Source organism: Streptomyces sp. NBC_00669 (assembly GCF_036226785.1).
Lineage (GTDB): Bacteria > Actinomycetota > Actinomycetes > Streptomycetales > Streptomycetaceae > Actinacidiphila.
The window spans coordinates 1,218,421-1,233,351 of record NZ_CP109018.1 but is presented as its reverse complement, the minus strand read 5'-3'; the positions used below and the strand labels follow the sequence as shown (position 1 = coordinate 1,233,351).

Below are 14,931 nucleotides of genomic sequence, written 5' to 3'. Positions count from 1 at the left end.
CGGCCGGCCCGAACTCGCCTGTCAGGCCCGGGTGCTGCGCAACTCGGCCCACACCCGCTTGCCGCGGCGCAGCGGGGTGGCGCCCCAGGTCTCGGCGAGGGCCGTGACCAGGACGAGGCCGCGGCCGCGCTCGTCCTGGGGGTCGGGGATGCGCAGCACCGGGAGTTCGGGGGAGTGGTCGGTCACGGCGACCCGGACGAGCTGCCCGCCCGGCCGGGTGATCGACACCCGCAACCGCGAACCGGAGGTGTGCCGGGCCGCGTTGGCGACCAGCTCACCGACCACCGCGGCGGTGTCCTCGGCCAGGTCGTCCAGCGCCCACACGCTCAGCACGATCGTGACGAGGTTCCGCGCGGACCGCGCGCTCTGCGGCGCGCAGGGCAGCGTCGCCTCGTAGCCGGGGCGGCCGCGCGGATTGGCGACGGTGGTGACGGTCATCTGGATCTCGATGGGCTGGAGATGTGCGGTGGGGTCGGTGGTGTCGGCGGTGTCGGCGGTGTCGGTGCGGTCGGTGGGATCGGCTAGCTCCTGCCCGCCGTCGGCGCTCCTCGCACCACGGTTAGCCGGAATGCGCGGCAATTCCCACCATTCGGCCGTAGCGAGCAGGCATGGCGCGCGCCGGACGCCCGACGTACGCGGCGCCGGCCGGGTCCGCCCGACCGGCTCGGTACGCTCGCCGGGTAGCAGGTACGGCCCGTACCTGCTGCGCCCGAACCTCCGTACCCCGTACCCCCGTGCCGGAAGGAACCGTGCAGCCGCCATGCGTGTCGACCGCCTCGACCACCTCGTCCTGACCGTCCGGGACATCGACGCCGCCATCGCCTTCTACGCGGGGGTGCTCGGGATGACCGAGGTGACCTTCCGGGGCGGGCGGAAGGCGCTCACCTTCGGGCACAGCAAGATCAACCTGCACCGGGCGGGGCACGAGTTCGAGCCGAAGGCCGCGCGGCCGACACCGGGCAGCGCCGACCTGTGCCTGGTGGTGGAGCAGCCGCTGGACGAGGTCGTCGCCGAACTCGCCGGGCACGGTGTCGCGGTGGAGGAGGGGCCGGTCGAGCGGACCGGGGCGACCGGAGCGATCACGAGCGTGTACGTCCGCGACCCGGACGGCAACCTCGTGGAGTTGAGCACCTACCCGTCCTGAACCGGGCGGGTGGGCGCGACGCGCCCTACGCGAGGCCGCCGTTGCTGTACAGGAGCTGCCCGTTGATCCACTGGCCGCGCGGCGAGCAGAGGAAGTCCACCAGGTGCGCGGTGTCGCGCGGGGTGCCGAGGCGGCCGAGCGGGGTCTGCGCCACGAGGTCGTCGCGGAGTCCGTCCGTCATCCAACCGGTGTCCACCGGGCCGGGGTTGATGACGTTGGCGGTGACGCCCAGGTGGGCGAGTTCCCTGGCGGCGGCCTGGGTGATCCGGTCCAGCGCGCCCTTGCTGGCGCCGTAGGGCAGGTTGCCGACGGTGTGGTCGCTGGTCAGCGCGATGATCCGCCCGGTGCCGTGGGCCCCGGTGAACCGGCGGCCGAACTCCCGTACCAGCAGCCAGCTCGCGCGGGCGTTGACCGCGAAGTGGCGGTCGAAGCTCTCGACGCTCGTGTCCAGCAGGCCCGAGTCGACCGACTCGCAGTGGCACATCACCAGCGCGGTCACCGGCCCGAGCCGCCGCTCGACCGCGTCGAACACCCGTGCCGCCGCGTCCACTTCGGCCAGGTCGGCCTCGATCGCGGCAGTGGCCGCGCCGCGCCCGGCCAGGTCGGCCGAGACCGCCTCGACCGCGCCGTCCTCCACCCCCCACGCCATCCGCGCGTCGTACGGGTTCCAGTAGCTGAACGCGATGTCCCAGCCGGAGTCGGCCAGTTGCGCGGCGATCCCCGCGCCGATCCCGACCGTCCGCCCCACACCGGTGACCAGCGCGAGCGGGCGGGACGCGGAGACGGCACGGGAGCTGTCGGCGGAAGTCGTCACGGTCCGCGATCCTCGGCCACCCCCGACCCTCCCGGCAACCGGTTTACGGCCCCCGCGGGTCCTACGGTCGGGACGCGCGGCGCCCGTGCCATCCGCAGGTTCGGGAGGCGCCCGTGCCACAACTCGCGCTCGCCGGTGGGCCGGAAGCCGTGGCGGGCGTAGAAGCGGATCGCGGCTTCGTTGTACGACGTCACCCACAGCCGGGCGGGGTCGGCGCCGGTCCAGCCGAGGAAGTCGGTCATCAGGCGGCCGCCGACACCGTGGTCGCGCGCCTCGGGCAGCAGATACATCGGTCCGAGGGTGACCACGTGGGAGCCGGGCGTTGGGCGCCGGGTGCCGCCCGGCGTCCCTTCCACGGCCGGCTCGCGCAGCCCGCACAGGAAGCCCGCCACGCCGTCGCCGTCCACCGGTCGTACCGCCCGGCAGAACGTCCGATCCGGGCGGTCCCGCGCGTCCGCGATCACCGCCCGCCAGCGGGCGACACCCGGCGGGGCCGTCACCGGGCCGATGTGCTCGGTGATCCAGGCCGCGTCGATGCCCGCCTCGGCGTTCGGGTACGTCTCCAGCCAGGTCCGCAGGTGGACGTCCGCGAGGGCGGCGGCCTCGTCGGGGTGCGGGGTGTCGATCCGGTGGCGGTGCACGGTCCCCAGTGTGGGGGAACCGACCGGTGGGGCCCCTGCGGTTCCGGGCGGGCTCACTTCGGGGCGGGCGCGGACCAGCCGTTGGCCACGGAGATGACGGCGCCGGCGAGTTGGGCGGACCGGCGGGCGATCTCCTGCGGGGGCGAGGGCATCCCCTGGTCCAGCCACCAGGTGATCGACTGGGTGAACAGGGCGCCGAGCACGGAGGCCGCGAGGCCGTCGGCGGTGCCCGTGGCCGGAAGGTGCGGCCGGGTCATGTCCGCCAGCGACGCCTGCATCCTCGCCGCGAACCACGTGCTGCCGCGCTTGCCGAGCAACGCGCCGTAGAAGCGGTGGTACTGGGCGATGTGCTCGAAGAACGAGACCCACCGCTCGGCGTCGGTCCGGGTGCCGGCGGGGGCGGCGGCGCGGTCGGGTGGGGTGCCGTGGTCGGTCGGGGCGGTGGCGGAGGAGCCGGGCGGGGCATCGGCCATGGAGCCGTGCAGGTCGGCCATCGCGTCGTCGAAGATCTGCTCGACCAGGTGGAACTTGTCGCGGTAGTTCCGGTAGAAGGCGGCCCGGCTGACCATCGCCCGCTCGGTGATCCCGCCGACGGTGACGCGGTCGAAGCCGCGCTCGTCGATCAGCTCGATCAGCGCGTCCCGCAGCAGTTTGCGGGTGCGCCGGACCCGGACGTTCTCGGTGGGCTGGGACACTTCGCGCTCCTTGTCCACAACGGGACACGTCGGTCGATCTGTTGCTTGCCGCTGCCGCCGGCGGAACGCGAGGCTGGTCACGGAACCACTGCCCCGAACGAGACGTGCCGACCGGTCGGACACTCTCTGCCCGGATCGGGACATGCTGTCTCGATCGGGAGCGACTGTCAACGCAGACGCCGGCGCGCGCACTCCGCGTTCACGTACCTCGTCCGCGCCCGCTCCGTCCGCCCGTCCGCCCGTCCGCCTTCCGAGGAGCCACCCGTGAAAGCCATCCGAGTCCGCGAGTTCGGCCCGCCGGACGTCCTGCGGGTCGAGGACGTCGAGATCCCCGCCCCCGCCGAGGGCGAAGTGCTCGTCGCCGTGGAGGTGGCGGGACTGTCGTACGGCGATGTGATCGTCAGGTCCGGCCGCTACCCGTTCCCGCTGCCGTACGTGCCCGGCCTGGAGGTCGGCGGGCGGGTCGTGGCGGCGGGCCCGGGTACCGATCCGGCGCTGGTCGGTGCCCGGGTGGTGGCCGCCACCGTCGGAATGAGCGGCGGGTACGCCGAGTTCGCCGTCGCCGAGGCCGTCAACGCCCATCGCGTGCCCGAGGCGCTGGGGCTGGACACGGCCGTCGCCGTCGCCCAGTCCGGCGCCCTCGCGATCGGGATGCTCGCCGCGATCGCGCCGCGGCCGGGCGAGAGCGTGCTGGTCACGGCCGCCGCGGGCCGGATCGGCTCGCTGCTGGTGCAGCGGGCCGGGGTGCTGGGCGCGGGCACGGTGATCGGTGCGGTCGGCGGCGGTGAAAAGGCCGCCGCCGCACGCGAGTTCGGCGCCGACGTGGTCGTGGACTACACCGACGCGGACTGGGCCGCGCAGGTCCGCGAGGCGACCGCCGGGCGCGGCGCGGACGTCGTCCTCGACGCGGTCGGCGGTGACACCGCCGTGCAGGCGCTCGCCGCGACCGCCGACGGCGGCGGCCGGTTCGGCCTGTACGGGTTCACGTCCGGGCGCTGGGCCGAGCTGGACCCCCTCGCGATCGCCGGGCGCGGTCTGGCCGTGATCGGAGTGCTCGGCATCGTCTTCGCCAAGCCCGCCGCGGAGCAGCGCGCCGATGTCGCCCTGGCCCTCGCCGAGGCCGCGGCGGGCCGGCTGGTGCCCCGGGTGCACGCCTCCTTCCCGCTGGAGCGCGCCGCCGACGCCCACGCCGCCGTCGAGGGCCGCGCCAACGTCGGGGCGGTGCTGATCACTCCCTGAACCCGCCCGTGCCCAGGGGCCGTTCGCTGCCCGAAGCGAAATGCCCGAGGCGCCTGCCCGGTGCGGCCGGGCAGGCGCCTGGAGGGCTCGGCCGGATCAGGCCGGCGCGAGGTGTCGGTCGAGGCGTCGGTCCAGATGTCGGTCCAGGTGTCGGTCGAAGTGTCGGTCGAGTCGGTCGATGTGCCGGCAGACGTGCCGTCAGCAGGAGCTGTTCGGCGGCTTGTTCGCGAAGCGGTTCGCCAGGAAGACCTCGACCGACACGGCGCGGGCGGCGGCCTCCTCGGCGTGCTCGCCGAGCAGGTCGCGGACCTTCTCGACGGTGCCGCCGGCCGCGCACCAGCCGCTGACGGCGGTGTTGTCCTGGCCGACGGGCACGATCTCGTCGGTGTTGGCGTGGTAGTCGTAGACGGGAGTGGTGGGGGCGGCGGAGCCGAGGGTGTTGGCGCGCAGGACGGCCGCGACCGAGGGGACGGCGAGCGGGTCGGACACGGAGGTGTCCTCGTTGAGCTTCCGGAAGGCGTAGGCCGGCAGGATGTTCAGCTCGCAGGTGCCCTTGATGGACGCGAAGTCCTGCTGCCCGCGGGAGTTGAGCAGTCCGTTGATGCCGGACTCCGGGAACTCGGTGGCGAGGCCGTACGCGGCGGCGAACTCGAAGCCGGCGAAAGCGGTGCCGTCGATGTAGCTCGCGACCGAGGACGGGTCGGAGGGCAGCCCGCCGATCGCGGCACCGGCCAGCTTCACCTCGGGCGCGTAGGACGGCTGGAGCTGCGCGGCCCAGCCGGTCGCCTCGGCGCCGCCCGAATAGCCGTCCAGCGCCCAGGGGTTGGCAGGACCGATGCCCGCGGTGTCGAACGCCTTCACCGCGCGGATGCCGTCGAGCACGGCGTGCCCGGCCTGCGGCCCGGCGAGGAACACCGACTTGGGTCCCTCGAAGTCGGGCACCGCCACTGCCCAGTTGGCCGCGAGGAGCTGGGCGCCCAGCGCGGCGTCCTGCACGTCCTTGCCGGTGGCGATCTGGTACGAGGGGGCGCAACTGGTGCCGACGCTGTCCTCGGGAGTCTGGAGCGAGACCACCGGCCGCGGCCCGGACCCGGTCCAGGCGGTCTTGGGCACCACCAGGGTGGTCACGGCCAGCTCGGCCTGCCCGTGCGAGTCGTTGGTGCGGTAGGAGATCTGCCAGGCGTTCACCGGGACGGAGATGCCGAAGAGGTTGACGCCCGGCACCGGGCGGCTGTCGACGACGGAGCCGGGCGCGTACGAGGCGATGTCGGCCGGGGCCGCGTAGAAGGGGTCCTGGTCCGGCACGGTGGAACCGGGTGCGGTGGTGGCGGACGGTGCCGCGGCCGACGCGCTCGCGGCGGCGGGCAGGAACATGCAGGTGCAGGCCAGAGCGGCGGTCACGGCCAGGGCGTAGGGCTTGCGCACGGCTCTCCTCGAGTCCTCGGGGGTGGGGGAGTGGTGGTGGGGCGGGCGGGTGTCCGCCGCGGCGGCAGGCCGGACGGGTGACACGGCGCACGCGGGGTGCGTGGGACGGATCAGCCGTACGGGAATGACGGGAAGGACGGGATCGACGGGAACATCGGGCTCAGCGGGTCTCACGGGGTCACGCCATCATGTGCCGGGCCGGTACGCGATGAGCCTGGGGTGGTGGCGCAGACTTTCACCCGCCCGGTTGTGACCGGGCACAAAGCCGGGAGCGGCACTTCACACCGGGGTTACCCGTAGGTAATAGTGGAAGGTCCCGTATCCGGGCGCGTAGGGCCCCGCGATCCGACCCGCGCGCGCCCGCAACCCGCGAGGTGCCCTGTGACGACGCAGCCCGCGGCGGTGCCACGCCCCGCCGCCCCGATCACCATCGGCGGCACCCCGCTGGACAAGCGCCTGGTCACCGCCGTGCACGAGCTGGCCGCGCGCGTGGTCACCCGGCTGACCGAGCGGATTCCGGTGTACGCGTCCCTGCCCGCCGAGCAGCTGCGGGGCGACATCACCGCGGTGGTGGTCCGCGCCATCCGCTCCTTCGCGCAGGTGCTGCGGACCGGGCAGCCGCCCACCGCCGCCCAGTTGGCGCTGACGCACCGCTCGGCGGCGCGCCGCGCGCAGGAGCACATCCCGCTGGACGCGGTGGTCGGGGCGTACTTCCTGGGTGCGTACGAGTGCCTGGACGAGGTGCTGGCGGACGCCGGCCCGGAGGACCTGGCGGACGTGCTGGCCGCGCAGAAGCTTCTGCTGCGCTACCTCGACGCGGTCACCGCGTCGGTGTTCGCCGGGTACATCGCCGAGAGCCAGGCGGCGCTCGGCGAGCGGCAGAGCGCGCGTCAGGCGCTGCTGTCGGCCCTGCTGGACGGAGGCGCGGCGCGGCAGGCGGCCGAGCGCGCCGGGATGCGGCTGCCGGAGCGCTACTGGGTGGTGAGCGTGGCCGCCGCCCCGCACCCGGACGAGCACACGCCCGGCGTCGACCCGGGCATCGCCGCGGGCCGCAAACTGCGCCGGATGCGGGCGGAGCTGGACCGCTGGGCGCACGGCGAGGCGCTGTCGGCACTGTCGCCCGACGGCGGAGTGGCGCTGGTCCCGGCCGCCCCGGCACACGACACGGCCCGCGACACCACCCGGGACACGGCGCCGGCCCCCGGGGCCACCCCCGACACCACCGGCGTCCACGGCCTCACGGGCGCCGGCTGCCACGCCCCCGCCGCTGACTCCGCGGCTGACTGCGCCGCCGACTTCGACCGGCTTGCCGGACTCGTGCGGGACATGGCGCGGGCCTGCGGCGCCGAGCTGACCGCTGCGGCGGTCGCGGCGCCCCCGCAGGACGTCGCCGGGGCGGCCCGGCTGGCCGCCCGGATACGGCAGGTCGCCGAGAGCTGCGGGCGCGGCCCGGGCCTGTACCGGCTGGACGACGTGCTGCTGGAGTACCAGCTCACCCTGCCCAGCCCGGCCCGCGACCGGCTCGCCTCGCTGCTGCGCCCGCTGGAGGGCCGCGCGGACCTGCTGGAGACGTTGCGTACGTTCCTGGCCTGCGGGTTGGACCGGCGGCGCACCGCCGAGCGGTTGCACATCCACCCGAACACGGTGGACTACCGGCTGCGCCGGACCAGCGCGCTGACCGGGCTGAACGCCGCGCACGGCCCGGACCTGCCCAGGCTCCAGGCCGCGCTGGCGGCGTACGGCGCGTGAAGCGCGGGACTCAGCCCTTGCTCGACCCGAGGGACAGACCCGCGATGAACTGCCGCTGGAGGCACAGGTACACCACCAGCGTCGGGATCGCGGCGATCATCGCGGCCGCGGCGATGAGGTTCTGGTTGCTCACGAACTGCCCCTGGAGGTTGGCGAGCGCCGAGGTCACCGGCCGTTTGTCGCCCGACGACATCAGGGTGATCGCCCAGAAGAAGTCGTTGTAGATCCAGGTGGTCAGCAGCGTCGCGAGCGCGGCCAGCGCCGGGCGGCACAGCGGCACGGTCAGCCGCCAGAACCGGGTCCACAGGCTGGCGCCGTCCACGAGCGCGGCCTCGTACATCTCACCGGGGATCGACTTCATGTAGTTGCTCAGCACGAACACGCAGAAGCCGAGCTGGAAGGAGACGTTGATGACGATCAGACCGAAGATCGAGTTGTACATCAGGCCGCTGTCCGCGAGGAAGTGCGGCAGCGGGATCTTCAGGTAGATCCGGTAGAGCGGGGTGATGATGACCTGCTGCGGCAGCAGGTTGCCGGCGGTGAAGACGATCAGCAGCGCCACGTTGATCTTCACGTTGACCCGGACCAGGACGAAGGCGACGCCGGCGGCCAGCGCCAGCACGATCACCACCGCCGGCACCGTGATCAGCACCGAGTTCCAGAAGAAGTGCGGCATGTCCGACTGCGACCAGGCGTCCCGGAAGTTCTGGAACGTCAGGTGGTGCGGCAGCGACACGTAGCCGTACTTGCTGGTGTCGGAGTAGGGGCGTACTGCCACGTAGAGGGCGAAGAGGATCGGCAAAATCCACAGCACCGACGCGACGATCAGGAACGCCTGCGAGGCGATCTGCCCGCGCAGCCGCGGCTTGGCACCGGGGCCGCCGACCCGCGGCGCCTCGGTCCGCGGCCGGGTAAGGGTCTCGGAGCTCACGCGTCCTCCTTGTTCGCTTCTCCGCCTGCTCGGCGAAGCCGCGGGCGGTCGCTTACCTGCACGTCGCCTGCCTCGCATGCGTCGCTCACGGGGTGTCCTCCCGGCGGAACGTCTGATAAAGGAAGATCGTGATCGGCACCAGGGAGATCACCAGGAGCACCACGCCCAGTGCGGAGCCGAAGCCGACCCGCTGGGTCTCGCCGACGATGTTGGAGGTCACCAGCACCGACAGCAGTTCGAGGCCGTTGATGCCCTTGTTGGTGATGTAGACCAGGTCGAAGGCGCGCAGGCTCTCGATGACGGTGACCACCATGATGACGATGTTGATCGGCTTCATCACCGGGAAGATCACCCGCCAGAAGGTCTGCCAGGGGTTCGCGCCGTCCATCAGCGCGGCCTCCCGCAGCGTCGGGTCGACGGCCTTGAGCCCGGCCAGGTAGAGGATCATCACGTACCCGGCCTGCCGCCAGGTCGCCTCCAGCAGCACCGCCCACAGGTTCAGATGGGGATTGCCGAGCCAGTCGATCGCGTTGTCGTTCCCGTTCCTGCCGATCACCGTGTTGATCAGACCGTAGTTCTGGGAGTAGACGAACTCCCAGATGATGCCGATCAGCGCCAGCGACAGCATCACCGGCAGGAAGAGCAGGCTCTGGTAGATCCGGGTGCCGCGCAGGCCGCGGTCGAGCAGCACCGCGAAGAGCATGCCCAGCGGGGTGGCGATCACCACGAAGACCGCCAGCCAGATCAGGTTGTGGCGGACCGCGGGCCAGAACTCGGGGTAGATGGTGGCGGCCTGGTGGTAGTTCTGGACGCCGTACCAGCAGCCGTTGTTGAGGATCGACGGCATGTTCGGCTTGCACGTCTTCTCGTGCAGGCTGCCCACGCCGTTCCACTTGGTGAACGACAGCAGGACCGTGCCGATCGCCGGGAACCACACGAAGGCCAGGTCGAGCAGCAGAGGTATGCCGAGCAGCAGCGCGACCACGATGCGGTCGCGGGCGGTCATCGTGCGCAACCGCCGACGGCGGCGCCGGACCGGGGACTTGAGGTCCTCGGGCTTGTCCGACACCGCCGCCGGGGTACGCCCCTGGGACGTAGCGCTCATCAGGAGTAGATCGCCTTCGCCTGCTTCTCCGCGCTCTGCTGGAGCTTGGTGATGTTGGAGGTGCTCGGGTCGTCGATGAACTTCTGGCAGATCGCGATCATCGCGTTGGCCATGGCCGGGTCGGAGTCGCGGTCCATGAACTGCGCGACCGCCTTGCACTTGGCGATCTCTTCCACCGACTTCTTCTGGATCGCGTTGTACGTCGGCACCTGGAGGCCGTTGACCAGGCCGACGTCCCACTGGTCGGTCTTGAGGTACGTCGACTCGGCCGGGCCGGTGCCGATGTACTCCAGGATCGCCTTGGCGGCGTCGGAGTTCTTGGCCTTCTTGCTGAGCATGAACCCGTCGGTGGGCGCGTCCATGTAGTCCTGTCCCCACTGCGGGTTGACCGCGGGGAAGGTGAAGAAGTCCAGGTCGGCCAGGTCGGCCTTGTCGGTCACGTACTGCGCGGCGACCTGGTTGGTGCCCTGGAACATCATCCCGGCCTGCTTGGCCTCCAGGGACTTGGCGGCGTCCTGCCACAGCCGGCCGTTGGCGCCGGTCTGCATGTAGGGCATGAGCTCGGCCCAGTGCTGGAAGACCGTGTGCACGCCCTGGTCGGTCCACGGGATCTTGTGGGTCATCAACTTGTTGTGGTAGTCGTACCCGTTGATCCGCATGTTGAGGATGTCGAAGGTGCCGAGCGCGGGCCAGCCGTCCTTGTCGGCGAAGGCGATCGGGATCAGCCCGTCCTTCTTCATCTGCTTCGCCAGCGCGATGTATTCGTCCCATGTGGTGGGAATGGTGTAGTGCCGCTTGGCGAACTCGCTCTTGTTGTAGAAGACCACCCACGGGTAGTTGTAGATCGGCACCAGGTACTGGTGGCCGTCAAGACCGGTGGAAAGCTTCTTCGCCGCGGGGCTGAAGCTGCCGCCTATCTTCTCCCACACATCGTCGATCGGCTCGACCAGGCCCTGAGCAGCGAAGTACTGCATGCGGTATCCGGCGAACCAGGTGAACAGGTCGTCCGGGGTGCCTTGCAGGTAGCTGGTGATGTTGTTCTGGAAGGTGTTGTGGTCGACCGTGTTGATCTTCACCTTCACCTTGCTGGACGCCGTCGCGGCGGTCGTCAGCGCGGCGAAGGCGGCCTTGGGCGCCGCGTCGGAGTAGTTCGACCCGAAGGTCACCGTGCTCCCCGCGACGGGCTTCTTGCTGCCCGAGTCCTTCTTCTTGTCGCCGGAACCACCGCACGCCGCGAGCAGGCCGCCGCCGGCGGCGGTCAGGCCGGCGACCCCGACGCCCTTGAGCAGGTTCCTGCGGGTCGCGGACAGCGGGCTGCCCGTGGTACCCGACGACTCGACCTCCGACATGGTGCCTCCATGTGTGTGTGGGCGTATCTGGTGGAACAGCTGGCGAAAACCCGGGTGTCGGAACCTCTCGGCGACGCTTCCCGCCGATCCGTTTCCAACAGAAGTCACCAAGATGAAACGCCATCGCAATCGCAGGGTAGTTCTACGCCACATGCAGAAGACCGTCAACGCCCTGCTGTCGATGCGTTGCCGGACCGTGATGCGCACACCGTGTTTAATCGTGTTCGCTTCCGTCAACTCGATAACGGGGTAGGCCGAACCGGCCGTGCGCGCCGGTGCGCCAGGCCGCGGCCGGTTGCCCGCCGAGGGCGGACGCGGTCTGCCCGTAACGCGCTGTTCGGCCTGATCGTGCCTACCGGCTGCCTTCGGCGCCTGTTCGATGCCACGCTGTCGTCATGAAGGGCTTCATTCCGCAGGAGACAACGGGTTTCGTGGGCCGCGGGCCCGAACTGGCCAGGTTGGACGGCCTGCTGGCGTCACGTCGGCTGCTCACGCTCACCGGCGCGGGCGGGGTCGGCAAGACCCGGCTGGCGCAGCGCGCGGCCACCCGGATGGCCACGTACGCGCCCGAACTCTTCCCCGACGGCGTGTGGTGGGCGGATCTGGCCACGCTCGACGGCGACGACCTGCTGCTCGCCACCGTCAGCGACGCGGTCGACCTGTCCGACCACTCGCCGCGGATGCCGGTCGACGCGCTGTGCGAATGGCTCGACGGCAAGCGGCTGTTGCTGGTGCTCGACTCCTGCGAGCACCTGGTCGACCCGGTCGCGCGCCTGGTCGGCGAGGTGCTGGCGAAGGTCCCTGGGCTGAGCGTGCTGGCCACCAGCCGCCGCCCGTTGGAGTGCGCGGCCGAACAGGTCATCGAGGTGGCCCCGTTGCCGGCCGGCCCCGACGCGCTGGAGCTGTTCACCCAGCGCGTCGCCGACCAGGACCCGCACGCGCTGTCCGCCGAAGGAGCCGCCGAGGCCGCCGAGTCGATCTGCCGGCGGCTCGAAGGCATCCCGCTGGCCGTCGAGTTGGCCGCCGCGCAGGTCGGCCCGACCGTGTCCGTCGCCGATGTCGCCGCCCGCCTCGGCTCCCGCTTCGACGTGCTCGCCCGCCGCACCGGCTTCGTCTGGCCGCGCCGCCACCTGACGCTGCGCACCGCCATCGGCTGGAGCCACGAGCTGTGCGACCCGCCGGAGCGCCTGCTGTGGGCGCGGCTGACGGTCTTCCGCGGCTCCTTCGACCTCGCCTCCGCCCGCGCGGTCACCGCCGGCGCCCCGCTGGACGCCGACGCGGTCGCGGCCGGCGTGGAGCGGCTGGTCGCCCAGAGCGTGGTGCGCCGCGACGGCGAGCGCTACCGCATGCTCGACACCATCCGCGAGTACGGCCGCGAGTGGCTGCGCGAGCTCGGCGAGGAGGAGTCGCTGACCGCCCGCCACGCCGACCACTTCGTCGCGCTGGCCCGCTGGGCGGAGCACAGCTGGCCCGGCAGCGACCAGATCCACTGCTACCGCATCGTGGAGGACGCCCACACCGACCTGCGCACCGCGCTGGACCACCTGTCCGGTGACGACCCGGAGCGCGGCGCCGAACTCGCCGGGCTGCTGGTCTTCTTCTGGACCTGCTGCGGCCGGCTGAAGGAGGCCCGCGCGGCCCTGGAGGGCGCGCTGGCCGGCCCGGTCCCGCCCGGCCCGGCCCGGACCCGCGCACTGGCCGGACTCGGCGTCACGCTCACCCTCCAGGGCGAGTACGACGAGGCGTTACGCGTCAGCGACGAGGCGGTGCGCGCCGCCGACGCCGACGGCGACAAGGAGGGCGTCTTCGGCGCCGCCTACCTCGCCGGGTTACTGGCCCTGCTCACCGGCCGCGGCGAGGACGCCCGCCGCACGGTCCGCGACGTCCTCGCGGCGGCTCCCGGCTTCGCCTTCGACTCACCGGCGCGCCTGCGCTGCCACCTGGTGGAGATCTTCGCCCACACCGGCCTCGGCGACCTGGACCGGGCCCGCCGCGACGCGATCGAACTGCGCGCCCACTGCGAGGAGATCGGCGAGCGCTGGACCCGCTCCTACCTCGACTACCAGCTCTCCCTGATCGCCCTGTTCCAGGGCCACCCCGACGAGGCGGCCGACCGCGCCCGCGCCATGCTCGACGCCAAGCGGCAACTGGGCGACGCCTTCGGCACCGCGCTCGGCCTCGACGTGCTGGCCGCGGCGCTGGCCGCCGACGGATCGGTCGAGCACGCCGCCCGGGTGTACGGCCACGGCGAGGCGGTCTGGCGCAGCGTCGGCCACCCGCAGCGCGGCACGCCCGAACTGCGCGCCGTCCGCGAGGAGTACGAGCGCACCGCCCGCGGCGCCCTCGGCGACACCCGCTACGCGCGGGCCTACGCGTCCGGCGCCGCCTCCCCGACCATGCCTGTGAGCTAGATCACCCGTGCGACGCGCCTGGGCCGTACGGCGGTTCGCGCGGCCCCGGTGAGCGGCGGGAGCGGGCCGCGGGGCAGCGGGAAGCCGCCGTACGGCCGTCGCGTGCCGCCGCCGTGCCGCGCGCCCGGACGCCGGCGCCGGGCGACGCGGGCGCGGGTGCCGGGGTGGCTGTGCGCCGGGCCCCGGCGTGCGCGGGAGAATCGGGGAGGCACCCATCGGGGGTGCCGCGGCCGGGGGTGTGGACCTCCCGGCCGGTCGATGGCCTGAAAGGCTCCCATGAAAGCTGAGATCGCTGTGCCCATGGGGGCACCGCACAGCCGAATTCTCGGAGTGGGCGCGTACCGCCCCCGGCGGATCGTGGACAACGCGGAGGCGTGCCGCCATATCGACTCCTCCGACGAGTGGATTCGCGCGCGGACCGGCATCGTGACCCGCCGCTGGGCCGACCCGGACGAGACGCTGGGCGTGATGGCCGAGGCCGCCGCCCTCAAGGCGATCGCCGCCGCGGGAATCACCCCGAGCGACGTGACCTGCGTGATCGCCGCGACCTTCACCCACCTGATGCAGACGCCGGCGATCGCCACCGAGATCGCCCACCGGGTGGGCGCCGACCGCGCGGCCGGCTTCGACATCTCCGCGGGCTGCGCCGGGTTCGTGCACGGCGTGGTGCTCGCCTCGGACGCGGTGCGGGCCCGTGGCGGCCACGTCCTGGTGGTCGGGGTCGAACGGATGTCGGACATCATAGATCTGACGGACCGTTCGACCGCTTTCATCTTCGGCGACGGAGCGGGCGCGGTCGTGGTCGGCCCGTCGCAGACCCCCGGCATCGGCCCCGCGGTGTGGGGCGCGGACGGCTCGCAGGCCGACGCGATCCGGCAGAGCGTGCCGTGGAACACGCTCAGGGACGACCCGCAGCACCCCTTCCCCGCGCTGCGCCAGGACGGCCAGCGGGTCTTCCGCTGGGCGGTGTACGAGATGGCGAAGGTCGCCGTGCAGGCGGTCGAGGCGGCCGGGCTCCGGCCCGAGGACCTCGACGCGTTCATCCCGCACCAGGCCAACGAGCGGATCATCGACAGCATGACCAAGTCCATGGGGCTGCCCGCCCGGGTGACCGTCGCGAAGGACATCGTGACCAGCGGCAACACCTCGGGGGCGTCGATCCCGATGGCGATGGACGCGGTGCTGGCGGCCGGCGACGCCGCCTCGGGGGACACCGCTCTGCTGCTCGGCTACGGCTCCGGCCTGTCGTACGCGGCCGTGGTCGCGACCCTGCCGTAACGGCGTCAAGAGCGCCGTACCGGCCAGCGGCCGACGGCGCGCCGCAGCACGAGGAGGCGGTGATCCGTGGATCACCGCCTCCTCGTCCGGCACCCCGCCTGAGCGAAATGCGCAGCCTACGGCCGTGTCAGGGCGGCCGCGAGCCGCAGG

At 72.4% G+C, this 14,931-nt stretch carries 13 protein-coding genes; 5 read left to right on the top strand and 8 right to left on the bottom strand.

What is annotated here, in order from left to right:
* Window positions 1–21 precede the first annotated feature (21 nt).
* Entirely contained in the window at window positions 22–579 is a 558-nt protein-coding gene (locus OG896_RS04890; RefSeq protein WP_329362719.1) for an ATP-binding protein, read from the bottom strand.
* Window positions 580–760: 181 nt separating this feature from the next.
* On the opposite strand from OG896_RS04890, the gene OG896_RS04885 reads away from it, so the two are divergent.
* On the top strand, window positions 761–1,144 hold the full coding sequence (locus OG896_RS04885; protein ID WP_329362717.1) for a VOC family protein: 384 nt from the start codon (window positions 761–763) through the stop codon (window positions 1,142–1,144).
* A 25-nt stretch (window positions 1,145–1,169) separates the two neighbouring features.
* Here OG896_RS04885 and OG896_RS04880 read toward each other — a convergent pair whose 3' ends face one another.
* Genes OG896_RS04880 through OG896_RS04870 form a run of 3 tightly spaced genes read right to left on the bottom strand, consistent with a single transcriptional unit; the run spans window position 1,170 to window position 3,294 of the window.
* Window positions 1,170–1,958, bottom strand: coding sequence for an SDR family oxidoreductase (locus OG896_RS04880; protein ID WP_329362715.1), 789 nt, complete (start codon window positions 1,956–1,958; stop codon window positions 1,170–1,172).
* Window positions 1,955–2,599, bottom strand: coding sequence for a GNAT family N-acetyltransferase (locus OG896_RS04875; protein WP_329362714.1), 645 nt, complete (start codon window positions 2,597–2,599; stop codon window positions 1,955–1,957). The genes OG896_RS04880 and OG896_RS04875 overlap by 4 nt, the downstream gene beginning before the upstream one ends.
* Window positions 2,600–2,652: 53 nt before the next feature.
* On the bottom strand, window positions 2,653–3,294 hold the full coding sequence (locus OG896_RS04870; RefSeq protein WP_329362713.1) for a TetR/AcrR family transcriptional regulator: 642 nt from the start codon (window positions 3,292–3,294) through the stop codon (window positions 2,653–2,655).
* A 264-nt stretch (window positions 3,295–3,558) separates the two neighbouring features.
* Here OG896_RS04870 and OG896_RS04865 point away from each other — a divergent pair, with 264 nt between their 5' ends.
* Window positions 3,559–4,533: a zinc-binding dehydrogenase gene (locus OG896_RS04865; RefSeq protein ID WP_329362712.1), complete on the top strand. Its 975-nt coding sequence runs from the start codon at window positions 3,559–3,561 to the stop codon at window positions 4,531–4,533.
* A 198-nt stretch (window positions 4,534–4,731) separates the two neighbouring features.
* On the opposite strand, the gene OG896_RS04860 is transcribed toward OG896_RS04865, so the two are convergent.
* Window positions 4,732–5,958 carry a lipase family protein gene (locus OG896_RS04860; RefSeq protein WP_329362710.1) on the bottom strand — a complete coding sequence of 409 codons (1,227 nt, stop codon included), beginning with the start codon at window positions 5,956–5,958 and terminating at the stop codon, window positions 4,732–4,734.
* Between the two features lie 381 nt (window positions 5,959–6,339).
* Here OG896_RS04860 and OG896_RS04855 point away from each other — a divergent pair, with 381 nt between their 5' ends.
* The gene (locus tag OG896_RS04855; protein ID WP_329362708.1) at window positions 6,340–7,707 is read left to right on the top strand and encodes a PucR family transcriptional regulator; all 1,368 of its coding nucleotides are present in this window, start codon (window positions 6,340–6,342) and stop codon (window positions 7,705–7,707) included.
* A 10-nt stretch (window positions 7,708–7,717) separates the two neighbouring features.
* Here OG896_RS04855 and OG896_RS04850 read toward each other — a convergent pair whose 3' ends face one another.
* The 3 genes from OG896_RS04850 to OG896_RS04840 form a co-directional block, all read right to left on the bottom strand.
* A complete protein-coding gene (locus OG896_RS04850; protein WP_329373711.1) occupies window positions 7,718–8,566 on the bottom strand; it encodes a carbohydrate ABC transporter permease in 849 nt (282 codons plus the stop codon).
* Window positions 8,567–8,723: 157 nt separating this feature from the next.
* On the bottom strand, window positions 8,724–9,743 hold the full coding sequence (locus OG896_RS04845) for a carbohydrate ABC transporter permease (protein ID WP_443056937.1): 1,020 nt from the start codon (window positions 9,741–9,743) through the stop codon (window positions 8,724–8,726).
* Window positions 9,743–11,092: an ABC transporter substrate-binding protein gene (locus OG896_RS04840; protein ID WP_329362706.1), complete on the bottom strand. Its 1,350-nt coding sequence runs from the start codon at window positions 11,090–11,092 to the stop codon at window positions 9,743–9,745. Before OG896_RS04840 ends, OG896_RS04845 begins: the two co-directional genes overlap by 1 nt.
* Window positions 11,093–11,487: 395 nt before the next feature.
* Between OG896_RS04840 and OG896_RS04835 the strand changes: the two genes are divergently transcribed.
* Together OG896_RS04835 and OG896_RS04830 are read left to right on the top strand one after the other, a co-directional pair.
* Window positions 11,488–13,503 (top strand): ATP-binding protein, encoded by a 2,016-nt coding sequence (locus OG896_RS04835; RefSeq protein WP_329362704.1) that lies wholly within the window; start codon window positions 11,488–11,490, stop codon window positions 13,501–13,503.
* Window positions 13,504–13,779: 276 nt separating this feature from the next.
* Window positions 13,780–14,781 carry a beta-ketoacyl-ACP synthase III gene (locus OG896_RS04830; protein ID WP_329362702.1) on the top strand — a complete coding sequence of 334 codons (1,002 nt, stop codon included), beginning with the start codon at window positions 13,780–13,782 and terminating at the stop codon, window positions 14,779–14,781.
* Window positions 14,782–14,931: the final 150 nt, after the last annotated feature.

Coding starts and splice junctions, on each gene's coding strand:
- OG896_RS04885 (WP_329362717.1), top strand. CDS start 761: ATGCGTGTCGACCGCCTCGACCACCTCGTCCTGACCGTCCGGGACATC.
- OG896_RS04845 (WP_443056937.1), bottom strand. CDS start 9,743: ATGAGCGCTACGTCCCAGGGGCGTACCCCGGCGGCGGTGTCGGACAAG.
- OG896_RS04840 (WP_329362706.1), bottom strand. CDS start 11,092: ATGTCGGAGGTCGAGTCGTCGGGTACCACGGGCAGCCCGCTGTCCGCG.
- OG896_RS04835 (WP_329362704.1), top strand. CDS start 11,488: ATGAAGGGCTTCATTCCGCAGGAGACAACGGGTTTCGTGGGCCGCGGG.
- OG896_RS04830 (WP_329362702.1), top strand. CDS start 13,780: ATGAAAGCTGAGATCGCTGTGCCCATGGGGGCACCGCACAGCCGAATT.